Origin of the sequence: Shewanella sp. SG41-3 (genome assembly GCF_014164545.1) — a bacterium.
In the GTDB taxonomy this organism is placed as follows: domain Bacteria; phylum Pseudomonadota; class Gammaproteobacteria; order Enterobacterales; family Shewanellaceae; genus Shewanella; species Shewanella vesiculosa.
In genome coordinates this window covers 219,624-246,415 of the sequence record NZ_JACJFJ010000006.1, presented here as the reverse complement: position 1 = coordinate 246,415, position 26,792 = coordinate 219,624, and the positions used below count along the sequence as shown (strand labels likewise).

Here is a 26,792-nt window from a genome sequence, read left to right as displayed (position 1 = left end):
ATAAATTGGCGGATTTTCCATCTGAAAGTTGATTTTATCAGCGAGTAGAGTGATATTTTCTGCATCATTAGGTTTCGATTTAATCTGGATTTAATATTGATTGAATTTGACAATCGACTGTACTTATTGGCGGCTCAAGCCTAATTTTTTTGGTGGTTATTTTTGTTTTTTTAAATTAATTTTTAGCTTGGATATTCTTCGCGAGAGCGACAGTATTCGGTTAAACTGATGATATCGCCATGGCGTACAGTATGGATCGCTATCGTCTGAGTGAATATCGGTTAAGTCCGCATGGTTTATACGAATAAGTTTATATTTTTGTTGCTTAAGATTAGTTAATTTCTAGGGGTTTTATGTCCACACATCATCAGACATCAGTTGTTTCTCGCCAAGCATTAGCGTCTTATCTTGATAGTTTTTTAAATGTCTCTGCCTTTAAAGACTATGCACCAAATGGGTTACAGGTCGAAGGCAAGTCGGATATTCGCACCATTGTCACCGGTGTCACTGCATGCCAAGCATTAATTGATGCGGCGATAAAGGTCAACGCTGATGCTATTTTGGTTCATCATGGTTTTTTTTGGAAAAATGAGCCCGAAGTGATCACCGGCATGAAATATCGACGGATCAAGGCCTTAATAGAAAATGATATCAGTTTATTTGGTTATCACTTACCGTTAGATGCTCATCATGGTGTTGGTAACAATGCTCAGTTAGCCCAACAGTTAGGCATTATTAGTCCAAGAGTTTATGAGCAGGTGGCTCAAGATTTATTATGGCATGGTCATTTGGAACACCCAATGACGGTTGCAGAGTTTAGCGAGTTACTTAATACAGTATTAAACCGTAAACCTTTGCACATCGGGGATGAAACGAAAATGATTTCGACCTTGGCTTGGTGTACTGGCGGCGCGCAAGACTATATTGATTATGCTGCACAAATGGGCGTTGATGCGTTTATTAGCGGCGAAGTATCAGAGCGCACATTTCACACCGCAATCGAGCAAGGTTTACATTATTTTGCTGCTGGTCACCATGCGACTGAGTTATTTGGCATTCAAGCTTTAGGTGATCATTTAGCGGAAAAATACAATATTGAGCATCATTTTATTGATATTGTAAATCCGGTATAGCTGGATTAATAACTTGGCGCTTAGCGGTGTTGACTGTGTTCTGCATGTTTTTTAAAGACTTTGCTATCGTGTAGATAACAAATGGTTGTAGCGACGCTCTGGCAAGGTTACTGGGTCATTGATATTGAATGTGGCCGGTATCATTGATGATAGAGCGTGTGCGGATGATATTGCTTTCATTGAGATTGGGTAAATGACCGAGTATTTTTTACAAGCCTTTATTTATTTAACCGCTGCCGTTATCGCCGTCCCTTTAGCAAATAAATTGGGATTGGGTTCGGTACTCGGCTACCTCATTGCTGGGGTTGTTATTGGGCCTATTATTGGTTTAGTGGGCAGTGAAACCAACACTATCCAACATTTTGCTGAATTTGGTGTTGTGATGATGCTATTTTTGGTCGGTTTAGAACTTGAACCGAAAATGTTGTGGGCGATGCGAAATCGTTTACTCGGACTGGGTGGTCTGCAAGTTGTGGGTTCGGTTGTGGCGGTTATGGCCTGTGCCATTTATGCTGGCTATCAATTGAGTATCGCATTAACTATCGGGTTAATTTTTTCTCTGTCTTCTACCGCAATTGTATTACAAACGTTATCTGAAAAACGTCTCAATAAGACTCATGCAGGTAAAAATGCCTTTTCGGTATTGTTGTTTCAAGACATTGCCGTTATTCCCATGTTGGCCTTTATTCCGTTATTGGCTTTACCCGAATTAGTTGAGCAAGCCCAAGCTGCTGTAAGCAGTATGAGTGAACAACACGAGCAGCTAAGCTTAGTGGCATCTTTACCTGGGTGGGCGTATGCGATTGTATTGTTGTTAGCCATTAGTGTCGTAGTGTTGGGCGGCCATTATTTAAGCCGACCTTTATTTAAAATCGTTGCTGAGTCTGGTGCGCGTGAAATATCAACCGCTGCAGCACTTATGTTAGTCATAGGCATTGCCGCATTAATGAGTTTGGTGGGGATCTCGCCTGCATTAGGTACCTTTTTAGCGGGCGTGGTGCTGGCAAACAGTGAGTTTAAGCATGAGCTTGAAGCAAATATAGGTCCGTTTAAAGGCTTGTTGTTAGGCTTGTTTTTTATCACCGTGGGTGCCGGGATAGATTTTTCGGTGTTGTTTGCTGATTTTGCTGAAATCATTGCCATCACCTTAAGTGTGATGTTGATAAAAGCGATGGTGTTGTACGTGCTAGCGTTGATTTTCAGGATTAAAGGCAGCGATCGTTGGTTATTTACCTTATGTCTAGCTCAAGCGGGTGAGTTTGGCTTTGTATTGCTAAATTTTAGTGTGCAACAACATGTTATTCCAACTGACTTAGCTCAGACCTTGTCTATCGTAGTAGCACTATCGATGTTTTTAACCCCTGGACTATTCATTTTATTTGATAAAGTCATTTACCCGCGCTTTCAAGTGAAAACCAATCAACGTGAGCAAGATAATATCGATGATGAGGGCACTGTGATTATTGCGGGTATTGGCCGTTTTGGCCAAGTGGTCAATCGCTTTTTAATATCAAATAATATTAAAACTGTCGTGCTCGATTATCAGGTATCGCAAGTGGACACTATTAGGCGTATTAATACTAAAGCCTACTATGGTGACGCCACTCGACCTGACTTATTAAAAACAGCAGGTATAGAACAAGCATCGCTTTTTGTGGTGGCTATCGATAATCGCGAAAGCAGCGTCGAATTAGTCAAATATTTGCATCAAACTTACCCAAAACTGAAAATTGTCGCCAGAGCCTTCGATCGAGGCCATGGTCATTTGTTAAAAGATGCCGGGGCTGACATCGTCGAATCAGAAACCCATCATTCAGCACTTGAACTGAGCGTGTCCTCGTTACAGTTGCTTGGTAACAGTGAAGAATATGTTTTAAGACGAAAGGCAACCTATAAGCGTGTTGAAAAAGAAGCCTCAAAACGTTTGTATGATTTTTGGTTGAAAGAATCAGCAGGTGAGCGCTATAGTAATGATTTTATTAAACTGTTTATGTTGTATGAAGAGCGATTGAAACAAGCAATGGATGAAGATAATGCCGCTCATCATGCTGATGTTGATCTTCAGCATGCTATTAAGCTAACCCAAAAATCTGACGGTGATGTTAGCGCTAATGATTAATGGATGATTTTATTATTGTCGATGAACCTGCTAACTAGCTGCAATCGCTTTGATAATTAATAATTGCTTATTGATTTGATGAACGTGCAAACTAAAAAAAAGACCGCCGCAGCGGTCTTTTTTATGAAGTTAAGTGTTATTTAACTCGCATACCTGGCTGCGCACCTTCATGAGGTTCAAGTATAAATAAATCTTTACCACCTGGGCCAGCCGCTAATACCATACCTTCTGAATCACCAAACTTCATAGTGCGTGGGGCAAGGTTTGCCACCATTACGGTGAGTTTACCCACTAAGTCTTCAGGCGCATAAGCCGATTTTATACCCGCAAATACTTGCTTAGTTTCGCCGCCTAAATCTAATTCTAGACGCAGTAGTTTATTGGCTTTCTCGATATGTTCCGCTTTGCTGATACGAGCAATTCGTAAGTCAATTTTTGCAAAATCTTCAAAGCTTATTTCTGGGCTGATAGGATCTTGCTCTAATTGATTAACGGCTTGTGTCGGCGCATCGGTGTTAGGTGCGTCCGTATTAGTGGCTTGCAAGTTTTCTTTAGAGGCATCGATGATAGCTTCAATACTCTTAGGTTCGATACGTTGCATTAAGGCTTTAAATGGTGCAATTTCATGGCCTGATAAATCTTGGGCCAAATTATCCCATGTTAAGGTTAACTGTAAAAATCCTTCAACATTTTCGGCAAGCTTAGGTAATACAGGCTTAAGATAAGTCACCAAAATTCTGAACAGATTTAATGCATTACTGCAAACCTGATGTGCTTCTTGTTGTTTATCTTCATGCTTAACTAATTGCCAAGGTGCGGCGTCAGCAACATAAGCATTAGCAATATCCGCTAGCGCCATGATTTCACGCATCGCTTTACCAAATTCGCGGGTTTCATATAATTCAGCAATAATCTCGCTTTTGGCTAAAAATATATCGCTTAGGCTGCTGTCAGTAACCTTGGCTAATTTACCGTCAAAACGTTTACTGATAAAACCAGCGGTACGAGAGGCAAGGTTAACTAATTTTCCGACCAAGTCAGAGTTAACGCGTTGGGCAAAATCTTCTAAGTTTAAATCCAAATCATCAATACGGCTGTTTAATTTAGCGGCGTAATAATAACGTAGGTATTCAGGATCCAAATTGTCTAGATAAGTGCGCGCTTTGATAAACGTGCCTTTTGATTTCGACATTTTTGAACCATTAACCGTGACATAGCCGTGAGCATACACGCTAGTCGGTTTACGAATACCAGCGCCTTCAAGCATAGCAGGCCAGAATAAACTGTGGAAATAGACAATGTCTTTACCGATGAAGTGATACACCTCTGCGGTTGAATCTAGGCCCCAGAAATCGTCAAAGTTTAAGTCATCACGCTTATTACATAAGTTTTTAAATGACCCCATATAACCAATAGGTGCATCTAACCAGACATAGAAAAACTTACCTGGAGCGTCAGGAATTTCAAATCCAAAGTAAGGTGCATCACGGGAGATATCCCATTGCTTTAGGCCTTGATCAAACCATTCATTAAGCTTGTTGGCCATTTCTTGTTGCAAGGAACCTGATTGGATCCACTCTTTTAACATGCCTTCAAATGCAGGCAGGTCAAAAAAGAAATGTTCGGTGTCTTTCATTATCGGTGTTGCACCAGATACGGCTGACTTAGGATTGATTAAATCGGTAGTGCTGTAGGTTGCGCCACAATTATCACAGTTATCGCCGTATTGATCTTCAGACTTACATTTTGGGCAGGTGCCTTTAACAAAACGGTCTGGTAAGAACATTAATTTTTCAGGGTCATATAATTGTGAAATGGTTTTGGTTTTGATGTAACCACCATCACGCAGTTTTAGGTAAATATCACAGGCTAAGGCGCGATTTTCTTCGCTATGAGTGCTGTGGAAATTATCAAACTGGATATTGAAGTCGGCGAAATCTTGCTGATGTTCCTTTTGAACCTGAGCAATCATTTCTTCTGGTGTAATACCCATTTGTTGCGCTTTGAGCATGATCGGTGTGCCGTGAGCATCGTCGGCGCAAATGTAGTGGCATTCATGACCACGTAATTTTTGAAAACGTGACCAGATATCCGTTTGGATGTACTCAAGCATGTGGCCTAGGTGGATCGGGCCATTGGCATAAGGTAGGGCACTTGTGACCAGTATTTTACGCTGTGATTTTGTCATTTTGTCTCGATATCAAATTACACCAAAAATATAGCCTGATACTAACTGATTTGCAGACTTTTTTCACCAAAACATGACTTAAAAAAGCTTAATAGTCGCTATTTTTTTACCAAGTTCTGATACACTTGAGCAAATTTCTACTTCGGAGTTGCCGTTTTGGTCAATACACATACAAATTATCAATTAAGTGATGAATTATTGTCACCAGTGTTAGATATTTTAGAAGCATTTGAAGACCCTTATTTGCATAAAGGCTTAGTGAGTGCAGGATGTGTAACCGCACTGTCGATAGAAGGAAAACGCCTACAATTAGGCTTAGTTTATCCATATCCGTGTATGACACAATATCGCGATACTGTGATGGCTGTGACCAATAAATTGGCTGTACTTGACGCGATTGATGAAGTGGAATGTGAAATTGATTTTCAGCCTCGAGTTTATTCAGCACTGCCTGCAATTGCACCTATTCCTAACGTAAAGCAAGTTATTGCCGTGGCATCAGGTAAAGGTGGTGTGGGTAAATCAACTACCGCAGTGAATCTTGCATTAGCCTTAAAAGCTGAAGGCGCTGAAGTGGGTATTTTGGATGCCGACATTTATGGCCCGTCTATTCCTTTGATGTTAGGTATTCCTAATTTTCGTCCACAATCGCCAGATGGCAAGCACATGACGCCCGCGCTAGTTCATGGTATTTCTGCGCAATCAATTGGTTTTATGTTAAGTGGTGATGAAGCCGCGGTATGGCGTGGTCCTATGGCAGCGGGTGCATTAGCACAGTTACTCAATGAAACCCAATGGCCTGAATTAGACTATTTGATTATCGATATGCCACCTGGAACCGGTGACATTCAATTAACCTTGTCGCAAAAAGTGCCAGTAAGCGGTGCCGTCATTGTTACCACGCCACAAGACATTGCCTTAGCGGATGCTAAAAAAGGCATTACCATGTTTAACAAGGTCAATATCCCAGTACTTGGGATTATCGAGAACATGAGTTTCCATCTTTGTCCTGAATGTGGTCATAAAGAACACCCATTTGGTACTCATGGTGGTAGTGAAATAGCTAAACGCTATAACGTGCCGTTGTTAGGCGCACTGCCACTGCATATCAATATTCGTGAATCAATGGACAATGGTACGCCGAGCGTAATGAGCGAACCAGAAAGTGAAGTGTCAGGGATATATCGCGAAATTGCCCGCAAGCTTGGGGCTGAGTTATCACTTCAACAAGTACAATCAACCGTAAAAATTAGCATATCAGAAGACGAGTAAGGTTAAGAGATGAATTCTCAGCAGTGTGTCATTATTGGGATTGCCGGTGCGTCGGCTTCAGGTAAAAGTTTAATTGCTAAAACAATTTTTGAAGAATTGTGTCGTGATTTAGGAACCAATCAAATTGGTGTGATCAATGAGGATGCCTATTATCGGGATCAAAGTCATTTGACCATGGAAGATCGAGTCAAAACCAATTACGATCATCCAAAAGCATTGGATCATCAATTATTAGCGACTCATTTAACTCAGCTAAAACGAGGTGAAGCCGTTAGTATTCCTTGTTATAGCTATACTGAGCATACGCGTACCAGTGAAACGCTTAACATGCAGCCTAAAAAAGTCATTATCCTTGAAGGTATTTTGTTATTAACCGACCCTAAGCTTCGTGAGTTAATGGATGCCAGTGTGTTTATGGACACGCCATTAGACATTTGTTTTTTACGTCGGTTAACCCGTGATGTTGCTGAGCGCGGCCGCACAATGGAAACCGTTATTGCGCAATATAAACGAACAGTACGTCCAATGTTTTTACAGTTTATCGAACCGTCAAAGCAATATGCCGATATTATCGTTCCTCGTGGTGGTAAAAACCGCATCGCAACGGATATTTTAAAAACTAGAATTCAGCATTTATTGGCTAGATAGCCTTATTTAAGAGAGTGCCGCATGCGTTTAACCGATATAGAAATTGAGCAATGTTTAGATAATGGTAGCATTATCATCGATCCTCGCCCTGGTATAGAAGCCATTTCTGGTGTCAGTGTCGATGTCCGTTTAGGCAGCCAATTTCGGGTATTTAAAGACCATACGGCACCTTTTATTGATTTAAGTGGCCCCAGTGCAGAAATGCAAATAGCCCTTGATCGAATTATGAGCGATAAAATTGAAATTGCTGACGACCAAGCTTTTTTCCTCCATCCTGGCGAGTTAGCTTTGGCTGTGACCTATGAAAGTGTCACTTTACCTGCCGACGTTGTCGGCTGGTTAGATGGTCGCTCATCGCTTGCGCGCTTAGGTTTAATGGTGCATGTGACTGCGCATCGTATTGATCCTGGTTGGCAAGGGAAAATCGTGCTTGAGTTCTTTAACAGTGGCAAGTTGCCATTAGCATTACGCCCAGGCATGACCATCGGCGCGCTTAATTTTGAGCGTTTAAGTTCAGCGGTCGCTCGCCCTTATAACACTCGTAAAAGTTCGAAATATAAAGATCAACAAGAGGCTGTCGCAAGCCGGATCAGCCAGGATAAATAATGGCGCCAGTTTGGGTTAATCATCACAAGAACGGCACGATAAATCCATTTGATCGTGCTGTTGCTTATGGTGATGGTGTGTTTGCAACTATGCGCACCGCATCAGCTGATATGCCGGCAGGGATTTTATTCCTTGATGGTCATATTTGTCGTTTGCAGCAGGGCTGTGAACGCTTGGGTATTGAGTGGCATGCCAGTGATTTATTAATAGAGCAACTGCAGCAACTCGCGAGGCAATACCCACAACATTGTATTAAGCTTTTGCTCACGCGCGGAGTCGGCGGCCGTGGTTATCAAGCACCGTCAAGCTCAAACGTGACTGAAGTCGTGTCCGTTAATGCCATTCCAGATCATTATCTTGATTGGCAGCAAAGTGGCATTTCGTTAGCATCATCATCGATTTGTCTAGGCAGACAACCACTTTTAGCGGGCATAAAACATCTTAATCGGTTGGAACAGGTGCTAATTAAGTCTCAACCTCTAGTTGACACTTATCAAGATTGGTTGGTGTTTGATTGTGATGGTTATGTGATCGAGTCATCAATGGCTAATCTTTTTATCGTCAAAAATAATCAAGTACTTACCCCTGCAATAACGCATGCGGGTGTCAGCGGCGTGATGCGCGAAATCATCATTGATACGCTGCTTTGTCATGGTATTGCTGTGATGGCAACACGACTTACGTTAAGCGATGTTCAAGCTGCTGAGCATATATTTATAACCAATAGTTTATTTGGCATGATTGATGTTACCGCCATTGACGATTTTCAATTTAGCCGTTGGACGCAAACAGCGCGATTCAGGCAAATTCTAAGTGTGAATTTATAATATGATTAAAAAAATAAAAACATTTATATTAGCTAGTTTAATTCCTTTATTCACCTTGACTTGTATTGGTGGCTATTGGCTAGTATCTGGCCTAATTAGTTATCAAAAACAGCCATTGCAGTTAACTGAAAGCCAGACGCTGACAGTAGAGCCAGGCACATCGGTGATTAAGCTTGCGCAACAGCTTGAGCAACAATCATTGATTACTGATAGTTGGAAAGTTAAATACCTGGTTAAACTTGAACCTAAGTTCGCCAATATTAAGACGGGCTTATACCAATTGATCCCCGGCGATACATTAGAAGCATTATTAAAACGTTTGTATTTAGGCCAACAAGTGGTTTTCAGTGTGACCCTAATCGAAGGCAAAACCATTGCTGAGTGGCAACAAACTCTGGCAACGACTGAACATTTAGCAAAAAACGCTGATGATTTTAACCAAGTGTTATTACAACATGGTGATACATCTGGCTTGCCTGAAGGTAAGTTTTATCCGGAAACGTTCCATTATCATGCGGATGATAATTTACAGACCATATTAAATCGTAGTTACAATATGATGCAGGAGAGCTTAGCTCAAGCATGGGAAGGACGTGATCCTGATTTAGCTTTATCGTCACCCTATGAGCTATTGATTATTGCTTCTATTATTGAAAAAGAAACTGGCAAACCTGAAGAACGTGATTGGGTTTCAGCAGTGTTTAATAATCGACTCAAAAAAGGCATGCGCTTGCAAACCGACCCGACGGTTATTTATGGTATGGGTGAGCGTTATAAAGGCAATATTACCCGTAAAGATTTACGCCAAGCGACTGCATTTAATACTTATACTATTGATGGTTTACCACCAACGCCAATTGCTGCCCCTAGCCGAGCATCACTCTTTGCAGCGGCCAATCCTGCTAACGTAAATTATTTATATTTTGTGTCACGTAATGATGGTAGCCATGTGTTTTCATCCACGTTAAAAGCACATAACAATGCCGTAAATGAATTTCAGAGAAAAAGAAAATGAGTCAACAGCAAGGCAAGTTTATTGTCATTGAAGGATTAGAAGGTGCCGGTAAATCAAGCGCGATAGCCCTGGTTAATGATATTATTCAGCGCCATATTGGTCAGGCTCCGGTGTGTACCCGTGAGCCAGGCGGTACGCCATTAGCAGAAAAAATGCGCGATTTAGTTAAAATTGCTGATGATACTGACCCCTTATGTGACGAAGCAGAGTGTTTGCTTATTTATGCTGCCCGATCACAGTTAATCGCTAATGTTATTAAACCGGCATTAGCTGCAGGTAAGTGGGTGCTGGGTGATAGGCATAACTTATCTTCACTGGCTTACCAAGGTGGTGGCCGAGGATTAATGCCCTTAGTCAAAGCGGTCAGTGATGCTTGTTTGAGAGGCTTTAAACCTGATCTCACCTTGTATTTAGATATCGATCCAACACTCGGCTTAAGTCGTGCGGCAAGTCGTGGCAAACTTGATAGAATTGAGCAGCAAGCGATTGATTTTTTCGAACGAGCCAGGCGTACCTACTTACAATTAGCCCATGAGGATGACAGCATAGTGGTTATCGATGCAAGTCAATCTATGGCGCAGGTTCATCATGATATACAGATGCAATTGCAACATCATTTGCCCGTTCTTATGGCAGAGCTGTGATTGTTATAAAAAAGGATAATGTGGCGATATGAGTGATTATCAGATTGACCAATTACCTTGGTTAGCCGAGCCGCATCAGCGCTTTGTTGATCAACATTATCGCGGTAAAACTAGCCATGCCCACTTGTTCAATATTGATAAAGCGCTTGGGGGGGATAAGCTCGCTAAAGCTGCGGCACAAACAATACTTTGCCAACAACTGACCCCAGTGGGTGCTTGTGGTCAATGTAAAAGCTGTTTGCTATTGGCTGCTGGTAATCATCCAGATCTGTATATTATTGAGCCAGATGGCAACCAAATTAAAGTTGATCAAATTCGTCAGCTATGTCAAAAATTAACGCAAACGGCTCAGCAAGGTGGGGCGCGCGTGGCGATAATCGTTGATGCTGAGCGCTTAAATTTAGCCGCAGCAAACGCATTACTCAAAACACTTGAAGAACCTGGTGATGATGTTGTGCTCATTTTGCAAACTAATACATCAGCTCAGTTACTCGCGACTATTACTAGCCGTTGCCAAACTCTTAAATTTATTGAACCGACTAAGTTAGATATCCAACACTGGCTAGCTGCGCAGCAGCTGTTGCCTGCAGCCAATGCCGAGGGTAAAACTCACGATGTGACTTGGTGTCTTAGTGTTGTGGGTGGTCCTTTGGCGTTAGCAAACAGTTTAACCAGTCAGCATTATCAACAATTGCTAACATTTCGCCAAGATTGGGCTCACAGTTTAAAAACGGGCCATTTAAGTTCTAGTTTACTCAAGGTGTCTGAACAACAAATTGTTGATGCACTTAATGTTTTGTATTTGTACTTACGTCAATATGTGTTAAAAAGTAGTAAAGTAAAAGCGGATCGTCAGCCATTAAATCCGTTAGTTCAAGCTAAAGTGATTGATCTTGGCGGGCAAGTGATGAAGATGTGTCATAAGCTTGAAACTATGCCCAGCGTGAATACTCAAGCATTGTGTCAACAATATGTTCTCGCATTTAGGAAGCTAACCAATTAACGCTATTTGGTTATACTAACATCTAACCTATTTATGGAATGAAAATAATTACTTATGGTCGATCTTGTTGTTCACTACGATACATTACATAAACTCTATCGTGCTTATATGCCGTTTATTAAGCCTGCTGGTTTATTTATTGCGACTACAGAAAGTCATTTTTTAGGCCAAGAGCTTACGATTGCTTATCGATTACCTGATGCAACCCAGGCCACAGAATTTAAAGGCACTGTGGTATGGATTAATCCATTAGGGGCATCCGGTGGGCGTCCTGCTGGTATTGGGGTTAAAATTAAAACGGATGTTGAAAGCCATAAACACCATATCGAAAAGTTATTATCGAGCGAACTTTCCTCTAGCGATTTGACCTGCACTATGTAGCTAGGTATTCTTGCGCATCTGTTTTATTTTTAATGTAGTTGCGAAAGAATTCCCATGCTAATTGATTCACATTGCCACCTTGACCGTTTAAAAGCGGCCCCAGACTCAGCCAGTTTACAATCCATTATGGACAATGCCAAAACTCAAGGTGTTGACTATTTATTGTGCGTCAATGTCCGCCAACAAGGCTTTGAAGCCATGCGCGACAAGGTGTCAGCCTTTGATAATGTTTTCTTGTCTTCTGGTGTACATCCTCTCGATGTGCAAGAAGGCTTGAACATTGAAGACATTAAACGTTTTGCTGACGATCCTCGCGTAGTGGCTATTGGCGAAACGGGTTTGGATTACTTCTATTCAAATGATACTAAAACCTTGCAACAACAGTGTTTTGAACAACAAATTGCATTAGCTGTAGAGGTGAATAAACCATTAATTGTTCATACTCGTGATGCCCGAGAAGATACCATTAATATGCTTAAAGCTGGAGGCGCTGACAAAGTCGGCGGCGTATTGCATTGCTTTACTGAAAACTGGGAAATGGCTAAAGCGGCCATCGATTTAGGTTTTTATATTTCTGTTTCAGGTATTGTGACCTTCAAAAACGCGGGTGATCTTCGCAGTGTAATTCGTCAAGTGCCTAAAGACAGATTACTGGTAGAAACTGATTCTCCTTATTTAGCGCCGGTGCCACATCGTGGCCAAGAGAATCAGCCAGCCTATGTTCGAGATGTAGCTGAGTTTGTTGCAGAATTACGCGGTGAAAAATTTGAAGCGTTAGCGCAGTACACCACGGATAACTTTTTTAATTTATTCAAAGATGCTGCTAAGTTGATCGGTCGCTAACTAGATTCTGGCAATAATAATCCATTTCCCACATTAAATGACTTTTAAATCAATATAATGGGGTAATGGATTGCTGCTTGTTGATTGGAAAATAAGATAAAAAAAGACCCAAAACTATCCAATTGTTCTGGGTCTAGGGAAAGGGCTCGATTAAGAGCCTTGCGCTACTGTCGTGGCTGCTTAAGATTGCTTAAGCAGCCAAATAGTGAATCAAACATTGATTAACTATAGTCAGGTCGATTGGTTTTTGCATGAAATTTAATCAAATAAATCACTATTAATTTGATATTAAATTCATCTTTACATCAAGCCACTGATTATAGGGTTTATCGTCATGATTAAAAATGACTTGGTTACAAGTCGTTATAGGCTTAGATTGACGTTATCGCGGACTAACTCTCGCGGTAAATTGTTTTTCAGTCTATGGCCTAAATGCTTTACTACGCCTAATACTGCGTGATGATAACTGACTAACATTTCGCCTTGTGTCGTGATAGCCAAACGTTGTTGTATGGCATCATCAAAGCTGTTACTGGCAATATCGCGTCCCATCAAAAAGTCTTTAGCTTGTGATGCTGTCAACTCAATGGTTCTTGGGGCATCGTATGTTGATGCTGATAAGGCAATGATGGCTTCATGTTTCGCTTTGTAGCCCTTCTTCATTGCGTCTGCGAGTTTCAGTCCAATACGCTGAAAACGCATTTTACCAATAAAAGGCATAAACTGAGCTGGGAATAACCAGTACTCGTCATCCCGTAACATAATGATGTCGTCGGCGGGGATATTGATAGAAAAGCTTTCTTTAAAATAATGCCTTAACTCTGTTTGTTGTTTATCGTTTGCGACCGTAAAAGGGAAGTTTTTTTGCGACTTAGGCTGTTTTTTTCGTCGTTCAACCGAGGCTGTTTTGCGGATTTTGGCGACAAAGAATCCTTCACTGTCGTAAATTTGCGGCCAAACATGTAGAAAACCTTCTTCGGTACATGCTTTGTCTGCGCCATCAAATAACTGCGCCAATGAGATAAACTCAACTGCATCAGGAAAGGTTTGCTGTAAATGTTGGCAAATATGCTGGTTTTCTAACTGGCTCAGAGTACAGGTTGAATACACTAAGGTCCCGCCGGGTTTTAGCGCTAAAAATGCCGATTCGATCAAATCTTTTTGAGTTTCGCCTATGGCGGTAACATCCTCAATATCCCAATGTTTTAAGGCCAATGGATCTTTACGAACCGTACCTTCACCGCCGCAAGGTGCATCAAGTAAAATGGCGTCAAATGCTTCAAATAAATACTCGCCAAAGACTCTGCCATCAAAATGGGTTAGAGCCGTGTGGCTAGCGCCCATACGGAGCACGTTGGCGTGTAATACCTTTACTCGGCTGGCAGAATATTCATTGGCCACTAACAAGCCACTGTTATTCATTAAGGCTGCGATTTGAGTGGTTTTAGAGCCGGGGGCAGAAGCCACATCTAAAACAATTTCAGGGTTGGCTTGACTTGAAAACAATGCCGTCGGTGGCAACATAGAACTGGCTTCTTGAATATAAAACAAGCCTTGGATATGTTCTATGGCATTACCTAGTTGAACATCGTCTTTACCTTCAATCCAAAATCCATCTTCACACCAAGGGATCGGCGATAGCAGCCAACCTGCTTGGCTCATGATATTGACGAACTGTACGGTGCTAATTTTTAGTGTATTCACCCGAATAGATTTACGAAGCGGTTTGTCGCAATAGGCGATAAACTCTTCTAAAGATAAGTGAGTGGGTAACTCTTTCTCAATATGATTGATAAAGTTTGTATTTAATTGGGCCATAATAATAAACGATAAATTATTTTTGCAGTCATTGCAGCGATCATATCACGGAATTGTGCGCCCTGATCGGCAATGATTACTGTATATTGACGTTAGTAAAACTGACTAGATGATGGAGATATGCGTGTTAAATAGAGTGTGGTTATTATTTTTTATCATTGCAGCCTTGTCTATCGTAATCCAATTAGTGAATGGCAACGTCAATATATTAAGTGAGTCGGTTACGGCATTGTTTGCCAGTGCTAAATTAGCCGCTGACATTTCAATCGGGTTAATTGGCGTATTAGCCTTGTGGATGGGCTTGATGCAAGTAGGCGAAAAGGCCGGTGTTGTCGGTTTGTTTGCGCGGATATTCGAGCCTTTGCTGTCTAAGTTGATGCCAGAGGTGCCTCGTGGTCATGTCGCTTATGGCAGTATTAGCATGAATTTGACTGCCAATATGCTGGGGCTAGATAATGCCGCTACGCCTCTTGGCTTAAAAGCTATGCACGATCTACAAACCCTTAACCCTGTCAAATCAGTTGCAACCAACGCCCAAATTTTATTTTTAGTGTTAAATACCTCGTCAGTCACCTTAGTACCCGTCACCGTATTTCTATATCGTGCCCAACAAGGGGCGGCTAATCCTGCAGATATCTTTCTACCAATCTTATTGGCCACGAGTGTCTCTACTGTAGTAGGGCTATTGGTTGTTGCCTTAGTGCAACGGATTTCGTTATTTAACAGTGTTATTTTAGCGTATGCAGCTGTCATTATGAGTGTATTCATGGCAGCAATAGCTTATTTAGTAACATTGTCGGCAGATGCAATAGGGCAAGTGTCTATGGTGTTAGGCAATGGCATATTGTTGTTACTGATTTTAAGTTTTATTTTGGTTGCAGGCTATCGCAAAATTGCTGTTTATGATGAGTTTGTCGACGGCGCTAAGCAAGGCTTTGGCCAAGCCATTCAGCTGATTCCGTATTTGTTGGCAATGTTATTAGCCATTGGCTTTCTTAGAGCCTCTGGCGCACTAGATTATGCGTTACACTTGTTGGCAAGTGGCGTTAGTGCATTGGGCGCAGATACGCGCTTTATTGATGCAATGCCTACTGCATTGATGAAACCCTTTAGTGGCTCTGGCGCGCGTGCCATGATGTTAGAAACCATGAGTCATCATGGGGTTGATTCGTTTGCGGGTCGTCTAGCGGCTATTTTACAAGGCAGCACTGAAACAACGTTTTATGTCCTTGCTGTGTACTTTGGTTCTGTTGGTATTCGTAATGGTCGCCATGCGCTAGGTTGTGGATTAGCAGCCGACTTTGCCGGTATTACTGCGGCAATCGCTGTGTGTTATTGGTTTTATGGTTAATGATTAACATTACCTCCTGATACTTAAGAGCGTTAAACATCAAAAGGCCGATACATATATCGGCCTTTTGATCTTGCTATATCGCGAGTATTATCGAGATATGACTACTTAGTTTGTAAAGGTTGCCATTGTATCCATTCATCTTGCATATTTTTATGCAATGGAAAACGGCTTGTTGCATCAATACCATTGCTGTCAGAGGTTGTATCACGCGTTGCAAATGCAATGCCGCCAGCCAGTATGGTTTCTAGTGAGCCCGTTTCTAACTGTGCGCCAGAGAATAAACCGATATCTAACTTGATCCCAGAAGCATCCCAAAATTGGCTGCTTTGGTTTATTAAGTGGCTGTATTCAGCATTGACATGAGCAAACAGGGTAATTTCAATGCCTGATTTATCTAGTTGATAACCATCAATTTGACCAACCTTAATACCGCGGAAAAACAGCGGAGTGCCAACCTTAATAGAGCCTAACTGATCATCAACCAATTGGAATGATAAAGCATCTTTAGGCACCGAAGCCTCAAAGTTGGCGTGAGGTTGAGCAACAAAGCTATCAACCAACTCCAAACTATTACCAGGGATAACCCCAATGTAAGGCCCAGTGAGTAGCGTTTCTGGAGCATTAATACCGGCTAAAGAAATTTGCGCATCAACAATAAAATATTCACTGTCACTGGCACTAAAATGGTTTGCATATTGGCCATAAATATACGCTTGCGCATTAATTGTGGTTAAATCTTGGTTTAGCTTCACATGTGATATTTCACCAATTTTATGACCTTGATAGCGAATAGCGGCTTTCTCAGCCACTTTAGTACTCACAGGCAAGATAAGGTTAATCACCTTAGCCTGCATCAGGGCGAGTGACTTGGTATCATATAAACGCAGATTAGGTTGTGTGATCTGTGGATTCGCGGTCTCGTCAATGTGTCCAAGGGCAATACTGCCATTGATTGCACCTTTTAGAGGCGCCACATTAATATCGACACCGGCTAAACTGGCATTGATGGCGACAGCATCATTGCGCCAAAAAACAGTATTGGCTTTGACCAGAGCAACAAATTTATTGTCGATACTAATATCAATATTAAATTTATCTGTCTTAGCAAACCAATTGATTTTATTGACCGAACCTATTTGCATTTTCTTATAATAAATCGGTGACCCTTCAGTTAAATCGGCGCCATCAATACTGGTCAAGGTAAAGTGTGTCATCTGTTGCTGGGCGTAAAGCACCTGTGCCGACTCGATTGATTCATGTAAGGGTAAGGTGCTGTTAGGTGCAATCAAGGTAGCGCTGTTACTTGGAATTAAGCTAATCGCACCTTCAAGCATAGTGGTCACGTCGCGAGTCTTAACCTTAATTCCGGCTAATGAAGCGTCAACGGCTAAGGCGCTTTCTGGAATAAAGAAACTCCCCTTTGTGAGTAAGTTTTTAAATTCCGGGAGAATTTCAATTTGATACTCAACGGTTGAAAAGTCTTTGCTTAAATTAATACTGGTAATTTGCCCAATAGGGAGTTGCTTATATCTAACTTGCGCGCCATTACTGACTCCCGTATGCGTATTGGCCACTACGGTGAGCTTAAGCTTAGCTTGAGTGAGTAAATCTGGGGCCTCAGAGGCTAACTCAAATTGCATTGCTTTATCAGATGCTTGAGTACCAGGTAACACATTAATTACACTACCAGTGACCAGTCGACTGAGGTTTTTAATGCCTTTTAATGATAAGTCAGCTCCACTTAACCAAAATTGACTATCGCTGGTGATCAGCCCTTGGTATTGATGTTCAACTCGAGCGCTAAACTGCACTCCAGTGTCGGTCAAACTCACTTTTTCTATTTCACCAATAGCAATACCGCGGTAGATGATAGACGTGCCTTCATTTACACCATCGTTGTCGGTCGCGATTAAACTAAAATGTACCCCACCAATAGCAGAAAGCTCATCCTGGTAAAGAATATAAGCATCACCATTTTGCGCTTTTTCAGTATAGCTTCCGGTATCAAAGCTGATCCCGCCAGCCAAAATAGATGCAATACTCTCAGTACTGACTTTAATACCCGCTAAAGAGGCATCAATCTTCAGCCCAGATACATTCCAAAAGTGTGAGTCTTTGTTAACTAAATGGGCATATTGCTCTTGAACAAAAGCGCTGATAATAATTTGCTTATTACCATCTAAGCGATAGCTGACAACGCTGCCAACGGGTGCTTGACGGAAAAAGACCGGTGACCCAACATCAATAGAACCCAGCTTAGGCGATTTAAGCTCGATCATTATGCCTTCACTGCCGGGGAGAATTGCGGGTGCTTCGCGCTGTGCTTCAAATTCAGTTGCCGAGCGGCCATCTCCGGGCTGGATGGCAATATAATTACCCGAAAATAGCGTATCTAAGCCTTCGACTCCGGTAATACTGGCTTTGGGTTTGACTAACCAAAACAAGGTGTTTTTATTCAAAAATGGGTCGGCGCGATAATCCATTACCACTTTGACATTAACACCTTTGAGGTCATCATCAATACCAATATCGGTGACTTTACCGACCGATAAACCTTGGTATTTTACTAATGTTTTACCAATATCAATGCCTGCGGCGCTGGGAAAGTGGATTAAAATTTCAATGCCCGACTCTTTAATGCTTTTTACCCCTAACCAAGCACCCAATATTAAGGCGACAATAGGCAATAACCATATTGGCGAGAATAATTTTTTCTTAACAATTTTCGGTGATTCAATTTGTGTCATCGGTGTTTTCCAAGCGGTCCCAGAGTAAACGAGTATCTAACACTTTTGCCGCAAGTTGTGTCAGTAAGATCACTAACGCAAATGCAGTTGCAGCAGGTGCAGGTTTAGCATCTAACAGTTGTCCCATATTCACTAAAGCAACGGTTAATGAGATAACGAATAAGTCGAGCATCGACCAACGGCCAATCCATTCAATAATGTGAAAACCAACCATTAATTTTCTTTTTGATACCGGCAAGTTAAAACTGATGGCGGTTAAATAAGTGGCTAAGCCAAAAATCTTAAGCCAAGGTACTAAAATACTGGCAGTAAAAACAATTACCGCTATCGGCAACATGCCTGTTTGCACTAAATGGCTAATACCACTAAAAATAGTATCCTTAGTGACCACCCCGCGGTTTGTCAGGAGGGTGATAGGGTAGATGTTAGCGACGATAAGTAAAATAGTGGCTGTAATCAATAAAGCCCAACTTTGCTGGATACTGGCATAATTACGATTGCTCAATTGGCTAAAACAGCGCTGGCAATGATTTTTGCTGGTTAAATTCAGCTTGCGACAGACAGGGCATAAACATAAGCCTAACTTTTGCCCCTGCAAAGAGGCTTGAGCTTTTTTTGGGGCTTCCTGGTTAATATTTACATGAGGCTCTTCACTTGCTGAGGATAGCTCATTAGCGGGATTCATTGGAGTTTCAGGCATCAACATAACTCCACATGTGCTCAAGTTTATATTCACGTTGTAAAAAAAGAATGATGACAAACAGCATGGTAAAACTGAATGTCCCCATACCAAAATACACATCAGAAAAATCAGATAGTTGGAATGCAGATACCAAGAAGCTGATGACATAAATTTCTAGCATGGTCATTTGTGATATCAAACCATGATTTTTTAGCAATGTCGTATAAGTTCTTTGCCAAAATGAGCTGTGTAATTCTAATTTGACAATAACAACTTGCGCCAGTATCGACAATATTAATAATCCAGGGGCGATAACAGCCGCAACCATTACCGCTAAGCCTACGACCCAATATCCTTCGGCCCAAACCGTCATAGCAGCCTGCATTACGGTCGTGGTTCTGACACTGCCAAGAAAGTGAATTTCGAGAACTGGTAACAAATTAGCGGGAATGAATATAATTAACGCGGCAACGCATAGCGCCAACATACCATTGATAGAGCAGTACGGAGAATCATAGAGTACAGTATGACAACGCGGACAAATAGCGCGAGAGCTGGAGGGTAACGCTCGTTTTCTCACTGCCAAATCACATGATCGGCATAATATTATAGAATCATGATCATCAAATTCATTCATGAAAAATTAATCTAATCCATAGTGAAAATCATTATCGGGTAGCTAAGAGGTAAACCTCTCAACTTTGCCTCATATTGGCAAATAAATGTGTCATTTGTTAAAAGAAACTCATTAATGTGTATTTGATAATATCAGAATAATCAGAACACTTGCATCATAAGTTAACTATGTGAGATTCTATGCACTGTATATAAAAACAGTGAGGATTACATCATGGCAGTGATAACCCAATTTGTCGTGGTCAGAGAAGGGGTGGAAAAGATGACATTTATATCGAAAAAAGAGGCTGATGCCTACGATAAGATGCTCGATATTTCCGATAACCTAGTGCCTTTTCTTATAAAGGCAGATCTTGGACTCGATGAAAATAAGTGCGAACAGTTAGCATTTTATCTCGCAAACAATAAAGATGAGCTTTCTAACTTGCTAAAAGGCGTAGTACAGGTTAAAAACGCTCCTGCAGTTAAAACCAAAAAGACTACGGCTAAAAATACCGCTGCAGAATAGCCGTATTTCAAACTTGTGAAGTAGATACCAGCTTAAGGAATGGAAATGAAAACCGAATTTTACCAAACATTAAATCGTCAAGCTCAAGCGTTACTTGAAGGCGAAGATGATTTGATTGCGGCAATGGCAAATTTTTCAGCGTTGTTAAATGACAACCTTGAGGATCTCAACTGGGCTGGTTTTTACATCAAGCGTGGTGAACAGCTCGTCCTTGGTCCTTTCCAAGGTAAAGTCGCGTGCACTCGAATTGATATGGGCAAAGGTGTTTGTGGCACCGCTGCTGCAGAAAATATCACCCAACGCATCGCCGACGTGCATCAATTTGATGGCCATATAGCATGCGATTCTGCCAGTAATTCCGAAATAGTCATTCCTGTAAGGCAGGGCAATGAAGTGGTGGCAGTGTTAGATATTGACAGTCCATTACTCAATCGTTTCGATCAAGATGATCAAATTGGCTTAGAAAACATGGTAAAAAGTTTCGAAACTTGCCTATTTGGTTAAATAGCGAACAAAATAGATTAAATCATGGTCGCATTCGCTGTCGCGGGCTTTATAATATGCCGCTAAACGCATTTGTGCTGGATTTACTGATGAGCGATGATTAAGCTGAGAGTAAGTTTGGTTAAATTGTTAAGGTTTGTTTCAATGACTTTAGCAAACTGGCGGATAGTGATATTTTGTACGTTGAGCCTTAACGGTAAGGTTTAACGAAAGATGAACGACTGCATGGCAAATTTCTGCCGCATAATCAGTCCCTTTATTAACGTGGAAGTAAAAATGGAATCAACAGACAAGTTGACCGACACCAACGCAATTTTAGCGTATTTATATGAAACCTTTCCTTTATGCTTTATTGCAGAAGGTGAAACTAAGCCATTAAAAATTGGTCTGTTTCAAGATTTGGCTGAACGGTTAGCTGATGATTCTAAAGTCAGTAAAACACAATTACGTGTAGCGCTTCGTCGTTACACCAGCAGCTGGCGCTATTTGAAAGGCGTTAAAGCGGGCGCTAAACGTATTGATCTTGACGGTAATGAATGTGCTGAATTAGAACAAGAGCATATTGACCATGCTATTTTGACGCTCAAAGAGAGCCAAGATAAAGCCAAAGCAAAACGTCAAGCTTTAGCACCCAAAAAACCGGCAAAGAAAGTAGCACCTAAACGCGCTCCAGCTGTTAAAAAAGAACGTCCAGCGCCAGTCGTTGCTCCTGTGATTCAACTTGTGCCAGCTAAGCTTGAAGATTTAAAACAAAAACAACGCGTTAATGTTAAGTTAGGTGCTACCCCAGTACCAGGTGTTGTGACTGATATTAATAAAGAAGATGTGCATGTTCAGTTAGATTCTGGCTTGTCCATCAAAGTACGTGCAGAGCACATACTATTATAGAAATTTAAGGAGTACTTGTTGATGCGAAAACTTACCTTGGCCGCGTCAATTGCCAGTTTATTTGTCGGCTTTTCGGCATGGGCAATTTCACCAACGATTCAAATCAGCGAGTTACCTAAACTAGCACAAGAGCCACAACATAAAGTGGCTAGCAAGCGAGTGACAACATTGTTCACTCGCTCGCATTATCATCGCTTTAATCTTGATGATGCATTTTCTGAACAAATATATTCCCGCTTTCTTGAGCAGCTTGATTATCGTCGAAATGTACTAACTGCAGCAGATATTGCGAGTTTTAGTCAGTATAAAGAACAGTTTGATAATATGGTCGAGTCTGGCGATATTAGCCCCGCTTTTGCTATGTATGAAGTTGTGCAACAACGTCGCTATGAACGTTTTGCGTATGCTTTATCTTTGCTCGATAAAGAGTTTGATTTTACCCAAGCAGGCGATGCTTATGAATTTGATCGCAAAGATGCACAATGGCCAAAAGATGAAGCTGAAGTTAATGAGCTTTGGCGTCAGCGGGTTAAGTATGATGCATTAAATCTCAAGTTGACCGGTAAAAAATGGCCTGAAATTGTTGAAGTGCTCGAGAAACGTTACAACAATGCCATTAAACGTTTAAGCCAAACCCAAAGCGAAGACGTATTTCAAACCGTAATGAATGCGTTTGCTCGCAGCGTTGAACCTCACACCAGTTACTTATCCCCACGTAATGCTGAACGTTTCCAAATGGAAATGAACCTAAGCTTAGAGGGCATTGGTGCTGTGTTGCAAATGGATGATGATTACACTGTTATCAAAAGTTTAGTGGCAGGAGGCCCTGCTGCCAACAGTGATAAATTATCGCCAGAAGATAAAATTGTTGGTGTTGGTCAAAAAGACGGTGGCATTGTTGATGTTATTGGCTGGCGTTTAGATGATGTGGTTGATTTGATCAAAGGTCCAAAGGGTAGCGAAGTTGTATTACAAATTTTACCCAAAAAAGGTGGCGCAAATGCTAAACCTTTTGAAGTGGTCATTACCCGTGACAAAATTCGTTTAGAAGATCGCGCAGCTACCTCAAAAGTAATTGAACCTAAAGAAGGTCAGTACGCCAATCGTAAAGTCGGTGTGATTCAAATCCCTGGATTTTACATGAATCTGTCGCAAGACGTGGCTAAAGAAATCGCTAAACTTGAAAAAGACAATGTTGAAGGCATTATTATTGACCTTCGTGGTAATGGTGGTGGGGCGTTAACTGAAGCCACATTATTGACCGGATTGTTTATTGATCAAGGGCCTGTTGTGCAAATTCGTGACGCCAATGGTGGCATTAATCAAAATCGTGATAATGATGGTATTAGTGCATACAGCGGTCCACTGACTGTGATGGTAGATCGTTACAGTGCATCTGCATCAGAGATTTTTGCTGCGGCTTTACAAGACTATGATCGCGCTTTGATTGTGGGTGAATCGACTTATGGTAAAGGCACAGTTCAGCAGCATAAAAGTTTAGGTCGAATTTATGACATGTATGAAAAACCAATTGGTCATGTTCAGTATACCATTGCCAAGTTTTACCGTATCAATGGTGGCAGCACACAACGTAAGGGTGTTACCCCAGATGTGCGCTTGCCTACTGCTTTAGAAGCGGGTGAATATGGTGAATCGGAAGAGAAAAATGCGCTTCCATGGGATAAAGTTCCTGCTGCTCAATACACTACATTGGGCAATATTACGCCTATGTTGATAAGTTCTCTTGATGTTAAACATCAAGCGCGGATCAGCAATGACGAAGAGTTTAGTTATATTTATCAAGATATAGCTGAATTTAAAAAGCATCACAATGACAAAACCATCTCGCTTGTTGAAAGTGAACGTCTTGCTTCTCGTGAAGATGATGACAAGCGTGCACTCGATCGAGAAAATGCCCGAAGAGAGCACGATGGTTTAGCAATTGTTAAATCACTAGATGATATAGAAAAGACCGATGACAGTAAGTTACCGGATGCCTTTTTAGATGAAACGGCTAATATCACGCTTGATATGGCGGATGCAGAGAAATTGGCAAAAACAAACTCAAAGTGATTTTTTGTGACAGTTAACAAACGCGCTTAGGCGCGTTTTTTCTTAATAATAACCTCAGCTCTGGATATAAACGGTTGCAAACAGTCCTTCGCATCTCTAACTGCGTTGTATCGACTTGCAGTAGGTTAACGGCGGTCGATTCGGCTTGTTAGTAAAATGACCTTTTTGAGGTGGAATAGGCAGCATATTGATATTTTATCCAATTTATCCAATCACTTAACCACGGCTGAAGTGAAATAAAAACAATACCAATTCGATAACGTTCCCACACAAGTTTAATCATATTGGCATGAGTACCATTGAAAAGGATCCTGTATGAACCAAGCGCAAGAGAAACACCTCAAAGATTATACTAAGCCTGCATTTACCATTTCTCATGTAGATTTAAACGTTATTCTTGATGGCAAGAATACCAAAGTAACGGCTGTTAGTAAGGTGATCCGTAATGGCCAACATCAGCATGATTTAGTGCTTGATGGTGAACAACTTTCTCTGAGCTCAGTCAAGCTTAATGGTACAACGGCAAACTATCGTCAACACGAAAGCCAATTAACGATCACCACTGAGCTAAATGAGTTTGAATTAGAGGTGGTTACTTTACTTGACCCTGAGGCAAATTCGAGTCTTGAAGGTCTTTACATGTCTGATGGTGCTTATTGCACGCAATGTGAAGCCGAAGGATTTCGTCGCATTACTTACTTTTTAGACAGACCCGATGTTTTGGCTATTTATACCGTACGTATTGAAGCCGATAAACATGCTTTTCCTTTTTTGTTAAGTAACGGTAATTTAATTGATAAAGGCGAGATGCCACGTTCTGGACGTCACTTTGTTAAGTGGCATGATCCATTTCCAAAACCAAGTTACTTATTTGCCGTTGTCGCTGGTGACTTTGATTTGCTTAATGACAGCTTTACCACTCAGTCTGGTCGCGAGGTGACGCTGCAAGTTTTTGTTGATAAAGGTAATTTACATAAAGCCGATCACGCGATGTCGTCATTGAAAAAATCGATGAAATGGGATGAAACCCGTTTTGGTCTTGAGTACGATCTCGACATCTATATGATTGTGGCAGTTGATTTTTTCAATATGGGAGCGATGGAAAATAAAGGTTTGAATGTGTTTAATACTAAATACGTTCTTGCTGATAAAGCCAGTGCTACTGACGAAGATTATCACGGCATTGAGTCAGTTGTTGGTCATGAGTACTTTCACAACTGGACGGGTAACCGAGTAACCTGTCGTGATTGGTTTCAACTGAGTTTAAAAGAAGGCTTAACCGTTTTCCGCGATCAAGAATTTAGCTCTGATGTGGGGTCTCGCGCTGTTAATCGTATCCAAGCCATTCGCGTGATGAAAAATCAACAGTTTGCTGAAGACACCGGTCCTATGTCTCATCCTATTCGTCCTGAAAGTGTGATTGAAATGAACAATTTCTACACAGTGACGGTTTATAACAAGGGTGCTGAAGTGATCCGCATGATGCACACTATTCTAGGTGAGGCCGGTTTTCAAGCGGGTATGAAGTGCTATTTTGAACGTCATGATGGTCAAGCTGTAACTTGCGATGATTTTGTTAATGCCATGCAAGATGCCAGCGGTAAAGACTTAACCTTATTCCGTCGTTGGTACACCCAAGCGGGTACACCAGTCGTCACGGTCAAAGATCATTTCGATGCAGACAAGGGCGAATATCATTTAACTGTTACTCAGCAGGTGGTATCACAAGGTGTAAAGGGCCAAACACTGCATATACCTTTTAGTGTGGAGTTATTGGACCGAGCGGGACAGTCCATTGTCAATAAAGTACTTGATGTGACACAAGCCAGCCAAACATTTGTGTTTGATGGACTGGACAGTGCGCCTACAGCCTCCTTGCTTCAAGATTTTTCTGCACCGGTGAAACTCGTTTACGATTTTAGCATTGACCAGCTTGTTCATCTTATGCGCCATGCATCGAGTGAAGTTGCACGCTGGGAAGCATCGGTGCAATTAATCAGTCAAACCATCTGGGATAACGTTGCACAATTACAACAGCAACAAGTGATGATGATTGACACCAGGGTGATAGAAGCCTTTAGAGGTGTTATTTTAGATGCTAATCTTGATCAAGCTTTAGTCGCTGAAATTTTGTCTATCCCGAGTGCTTCAGCACTTATTGAGCAGGTAGATCATGTTGATTTAGATGCATTGGCAAAAGCCAGAGAATTTGTTGTTGAAGAACTCGCCTCTGCTTGCGAAGATGAGCTGTTAGTGTGTTATCGAGCGCTGATATTAATCGATAACCCTGCTGCCAGAGCATTTAAAAATATTGCCTTGTCATTATTATGCCAAGTCTCCGATACCCATGAATCGTTAGTTGAAAAACAATACTATTCAGCCAGAAACATGACCGACAGTTTAGGTGCTTTGAAAGCGGCCGCGATGGCAAAGTTAGCGTGTTTGCCTATGCTATTAAGTGACTTTGAGTCCACATGGAAATCAACCCCACTCGTAATGGATAAGTGGCTTACTTTACAAGCTTTAGTTAATAGTGACGATGTGATTGATCAGATTAAGACACTTACTAAACATAGCAGCTTTAGTTTCTCTAATCCTAATCGCATTCGGTCATTGATTGGAGCTTTTGCTGCGGCAAACACTTACCAATTTCATCGTGCTGATGGAGAAGGTTACCGTTATTTAACTAAAATTTTAGTTAAATTGAATAAATCTAATCCACAAGTTGCTTCGCGAATGATTACCCCATTAATTCAGTTTGCTAAATTTGACCAAGAACGTCAGCAATTAATGAAACAGTGTTTGGTCGAGTTAAAATCATTACCGGATTTGTCGAACGATTTATATGAGAAAGTGACTAAATCATTAGCTGAATAAAGTCTTAAATTACTATTTATCCAGTA

The 26,792-nt window shown here is 41.3% G+C and carries 22 protein-coding genes; 17 read left to right on the top strand and 5 right to left on the bottom strand.

Going from position 1 to position 26,792, the window contains the following annotated elements:
- Positions 1 to 353 precede the first annotated feature (353 nt).
- Together H5164_RS13710 and H5164_RS13705 are read left to right on the top strand one after the other, a co-directional pair.
- On the top strand, positions 354 to 1,133 hold the full coding sequence (locus H5164_RS13710) for a Nif3-like dinuclear metal center hexameric protein (RefSeq protein WP_124015875.1): 780 nt from the start codon (positions 354 to 356) through the stop codon (positions 1,131 to 1,133).
- Positions 1,134 to 1,326: 193 nt separating this feature from the next.
- Positions 1,327 to 3,252 carry a monovalent cation:proton antiporter-2 (CPA2) family protein gene (locus H5164_RS13705; RefSeq protein WP_124015876.1) on the top strand — a complete coding sequence of 642 codons (1,926 nt, stop codon included), beginning with the start codon at positions 1,327 to 1,329 and terminating at the stop codon, positions 3,250 to 3,252.
- A 136-nt stretch (positions 3,253 to 3,388) separates the two neighbouring features.
- Here H5164_RS13705 and metG read toward each other — a convergent pair whose 3' ends face one another.
- Complete coding sequence (metG, locus tag H5164_RS13700) at positions 3,389 to 5,440, bottom strand: methionine--tRNA ligase (protein WP_182697149.1); 2,052 nt, start codon at positions 5,438 to 5,440, stop codon at positions 3,389 to 3,391.
- A gap of 156 nt (positions 5,441 to 5,596) precedes the next feature.
- Between metG and apbC the strand changes: the two genes are divergently transcribed.
- The 9 genes from apbC to H5164_RS13655 are packed head-to-tail and all read left to right on the top strand — an operon-like array spanning position 5,597 to position 12,679.
- The gene (apbC, locus tag H5164_RS13695) at positions 5,597 to 6,712 is read left to right on the top strand and encodes an iron-sulfur cluster carrier protein ApbC (protein ID WP_182756675.1); all 1,116 of its coding nucleotides are present in this window, start codon (positions 5,597 to 5,599) and stop codon (positions 6,710 to 6,712) included.
- 9 nt (positions 6,713 to 6,721) lie between these two features.
- A complete protein-coding gene (gene udk, locus H5164_RS13690) occupies positions 6,722 to 7,360 on the top strand; it encodes a uridine kinase (RefSeq protein ID WP_124015879.1) in 639 nt (212 codons plus the stop codon).
- A gap of 21 nt (positions 7,361 to 7,381) precedes the next feature.
- Positions 7,382 to 7,966, top strand: coding sequence for a dCTP deaminase (gene dcd, locus H5164_RS13685; RefSeq protein WP_124015880.1), 585 nt, complete (start codon positions 7,382 to 7,384; stop codon positions 7,964 to 7,966).
- On the top strand, positions 7,966 to 8,793 hold the full coding sequence (gene pabC, locus H5164_RS13680; RefSeq protein ID WP_182756672.1) for an aminodeoxychorismate lyase: 828 nt from the start codon (positions 7,966 to 7,968) through the stop codon (positions 8,791 to 8,793). The genes dcd and pabC overlap by 1 nt, the downstream gene beginning before the upstream one ends.
- Positions 8,794 to 8,797: 4 nt before the next feature.
- Entirely contained in the window at positions 8,798 to 9,808 is a 1,011-nt protein-coding gene (mltG, locus tag H5164_RS13675; RefSeq protein ID WP_404948429.1) for an endolytic transglycosylase MltG, read from the top strand.
- A complete protein-coding gene (gene tmk, locus H5164_RS13670; protein WP_124015883.1) occupies positions 9,805 to 10,452 on the top strand; it encodes a dTMP kinase in 648 nt (215 codons plus the stop codon). Before mltG ends, tmk begins: the two co-directional genes overlap by 4 nt.
- A gap of 28 nt (positions 10,453 to 10,480) precedes the next feature.
- Positions 10,481 to 11,455: a DNA polymerase III subunit delta' gene (gene holB / locus H5164_RS13665; RefSeq protein WP_182756667.1), complete on the top strand. Its 975-nt coding sequence runs from the start codon at positions 10,481 to 10,483 to the stop codon at positions 11,453 to 11,455.
- A gap of 54 nt (positions 11,456 to 11,509) precedes the next feature.
- Positions 11,510 to 11,836 (top strand): PilZ domain-containing protein, encoded by a 327-nt coding sequence (locus H5164_RS13660; RefSeq protein ID WP_124015885.1) that lies wholly within the window; start codon positions 11,510 to 11,512, stop codon positions 11,834 to 11,836.
- Positions 11,837 to 11,890: 54 nt separating this feature from the next.
- Positions 11,891 to 12,679: a TatD family hydrolase gene (locus H5164_RS13655; RefSeq protein WP_124015886.1), complete on the top strand. Its 789-nt coding sequence runs from the start codon at positions 11,891 to 11,893 to the stop codon at positions 12,677 to 12,679.
- 363 nt (positions 12,680 to 13,042) lie between these two features.
- On the opposite strand, the gene rsmF is transcribed toward H5164_RS13655, so the two are convergent.
- Positions 13,043 to 14,497, bottom strand: a complete 1,455-nt coding sequence (gene rsmF, locus H5164_RS13650) for a 16S rRNA (cytosine(1407)-C(5))-methyltransferase RsmF (protein WP_182756665.1) — start codon at positions 14,495 to 14,497, stop codon at positions 13,043 to 13,045.
- 124 nt (positions 14,498 to 14,621) lie between these two features.
- Here rsmF and H5164_RS13645 point away from each other — a divergent pair, with 124 nt between their 5' ends.
- A complete protein-coding gene (locus H5164_RS13645) occupies positions 14,622 to 15,848 on the top strand; it encodes a nucleoside recognition domain-containing protein (protein ID WP_182697155.1) in 1,227 nt (408 codons plus the stop codon).
- A 104-nt stretch (positions 15,849 to 15,952) separates the two neighbouring features.
- Here H5164_RS13645 and H5164_RS13640 read toward each other — a convergent pair whose 3' ends face one another.
- The 3 genes from H5164_RS13640 to H5164_RS13630 are packed head-to-tail and all read right to left on the bottom strand — an operon-like array spanning position 15,953 to position 19,917.
- Positions 15,953 to 18,598: a PqiB family protein gene (locus H5164_RS13640; protein WP_182756663.1), complete on the bottom strand. Its 2,646-nt coding sequence runs from the start codon at positions 18,596 to 18,598 to the stop codon at positions 15,953 to 15,955.
- Positions 18,585 to 19,298, bottom strand: coding sequence for a paraquat-inducible protein A (locus tag H5164_RS13635; RefSeq protein ID WP_259396149.1), 714 nt, complete (start codon positions 19,296 to 19,298; stop codon positions 18,585 to 18,587). Before H5164_RS13635 ends, H5164_RS13640 begins: the two co-directional genes overlap by 14 nt.
- Complete coding sequence (locus H5164_RS13630) at positions 19,291 to 19,917, bottom strand: paraquat-inducible protein A (protein ID WP_124015890.1); 627 nt, start codon at positions 19,915 to 19,917, stop codon at positions 19,291 to 19,293. Before H5164_RS13630 ends, H5164_RS13635 begins: the two co-directional genes overlap by 8 nt.
- 213 nt (positions 19,918 to 20,130) lie before the next feature.
- Here H5164_RS13630 and H5164_RS13625 point away from each other — a divergent pair, with 213 nt between their 5' ends.
- The 5 genes from H5164_RS13625 (at position 20,131) to pepN (ending at position 26,766) form a co-directional block, all read left to right on the top strand.
- Complete coding sequence (locus tag H5164_RS13625; RefSeq protein ID WP_124015891.1) at positions 20,131 to 20,424, top strand: YebG family protein; 294 nt, start codon at positions 20,131 to 20,133, stop codon at positions 20,422 to 20,424.
- 45 nt (positions 20,425 to 20,469) lie between these two features.
- Complete coding sequence (locus tag H5164_RS13620) at positions 20,470 to 20,928, top strand: GAF domain-containing protein (protein ID WP_124015892.1); 459 nt, start codon at positions 20,470 to 20,472, stop codon at positions 20,926 to 20,928.
- Positions 20,929 to 21,204: 276 nt separating this feature from the next.
- The gene (proQ, locus tag H5164_RS13615) at positions 21,205 to 21,816 is read left to right on the top strand and encodes an RNA chaperone ProQ (RefSeq protein WP_124015893.1); all 612 of its coding nucleotides are present in this window, start codon (positions 21,205 to 21,207) and stop codon (positions 21,814 to 21,816) included.
- Between the two features lie 21 nt (positions 21,817 to 21,837).
- Positions 21,838 to 23,889 (top strand): carboxy terminal-processing peptidase, encoded by a 2,052-nt coding sequence (gene prc, locus H5164_RS13610; protein WP_182756662.1) that lies wholly within the window; start codon positions 21,838 to 21,840, stop codon positions 23,887 to 23,889.
- A gap of 315 nt (positions 23,890 to 24,204) precedes the next feature.
- Positions 24,205 to 26,766: an aminopeptidase N gene (gene pepN, locus H5164_RS13605; protein WP_182756661.1), complete on the top strand. Its 2,562-nt coding sequence runs from the start codon at positions 24,205 to 24,207 to the stop codon at positions 26,764 to 26,766.
- Positions 26,767 to 26,792: the final 26 nt, after the last annotated feature.

Excerpts from the sequence above, each read along its gene's own strand:
- proQ (WP_124015893.1), top strand. The coding sequence starts at position 21,205 with ATGGAATCAACAGACAAGTTGACCGACACCAACGCAATTTTAGCGTAT.
- H5164_RS13705 (WP_124015876.1), top strand. The coding sequence starts at position 1,327 with ATGACCGAGTATTTTTTACAAGCCTTTATTTATTTAACCGCTGCCGTT.
- tmk (WP_124015883.1), top strand. The coding sequence starts at position 9,805 with ATGAGTCAACAGCAAGGCAAGTTTATTGTCATTGAAGGATTAGAAGGT.
- H5164_RS13640 (WP_182756663.1), bottom strand. The coding sequence starts at position 18,598 with ATGACACAAATTGAATCACCGAAAATTGTTAAGAAAAAATTATTCTCG.
- rsmF (WP_182756665.1), bottom strand. The coding sequence starts at position 14,497 with ATGGCCCAATTAAATACAAACTTTATCAATCATATTGAGAAAGAGTTA.
- pabC (WP_182756672.1), top strand. The coding sequence starts at position 7,966 with ATGGCGCCAGTTTGGGTTAATCATCACAAGAACGGCACGATAAATCCA.
- dcd (WP_124015880.1), top strand. The coding sequence starts at position 7,382 with ATGCGTTTAACCGATATAGAAATTGAGCAATGTTTAGATAATGGTAGC.
- udk (WP_124015879.1), top strand. The coding sequence starts at position 6,722 with ATGAATTCTCAGCAGTGTGTCATTATTGGGATTGCCGGTGCGTCGGCT.
- H5164_RS13625 (WP_124015891.1), top strand. The coding sequence starts at position 20,131 with ATGGCAGTGATAACCCAATTTGTCGTGGTCAGAGAAGGGGTGGAAAAG.
- H5164_RS13655 (WP_124015886.1), top strand. The coding sequence starts at position 11,891 with ATGCTAATTGATTCACATTGCCACCTTGACCGTTTAAAAGCGGCCCCA.
- prc (WP_182756662.1), top strand. The coding sequence starts at position 21,838 with ATGCGAAAACTTACCTTGGCCGCGTCAATTGCCAGTTTATTTGTCGGC.
- pepN (WP_182756661.1), top strand. The coding sequence starts at position 24,205 with ATGAACCAAGCGCAAGAGAAACACCTCAAAGATTATACTAAGCCTGCA.
- H5164_RS13710 (WP_124015875.1), top strand. The coding sequence starts at position 354 with ATGTCCACACATCATCAGACATCAGTTGTTTCTCGCCAAGCATTAGCG.
- holB (WP_182756667.1), top strand. The coding sequence starts at position 10,481 with ATGAGTGATTATCAGATTGACCAATTACCTTGGTTAGCCGAGCCGCAT.
- H5164_RS13630 (WP_124015890.1), bottom strand. The coding sequence starts at position 19,917 with ATGAATGAATTTGATGATCATGATTCTATAATATTATGCCGATCATGT.
- metG (WP_182697149.1), bottom strand. The coding sequence starts at position 5,440 with ATGACAAAATCACAGCGTAAAATACTGGTCACAAGTGCCCTACCTTAT.
- H5164_RS13660 (WP_124015885.1), top strand. The coding sequence starts at position 11,510 with ATGGTCGATCTTGTTGTTCACTACGATACATTACATAAACTCTATCGT.
- H5164_RS13620 (WP_124015892.1), top strand. The coding sequence starts at position 20,470 with ATGAAAACCGAATTTTACCAAACATTAAATCGTCAAGCTCAAGCGTTA.
- H5164_RS13635 (WP_259396149.1), bottom strand. The coding sequence starts at position 19,298 with ATGCCTGAAACTCCAATGAATCCCGCTAATGAGCTATCCTCAGCAAGT.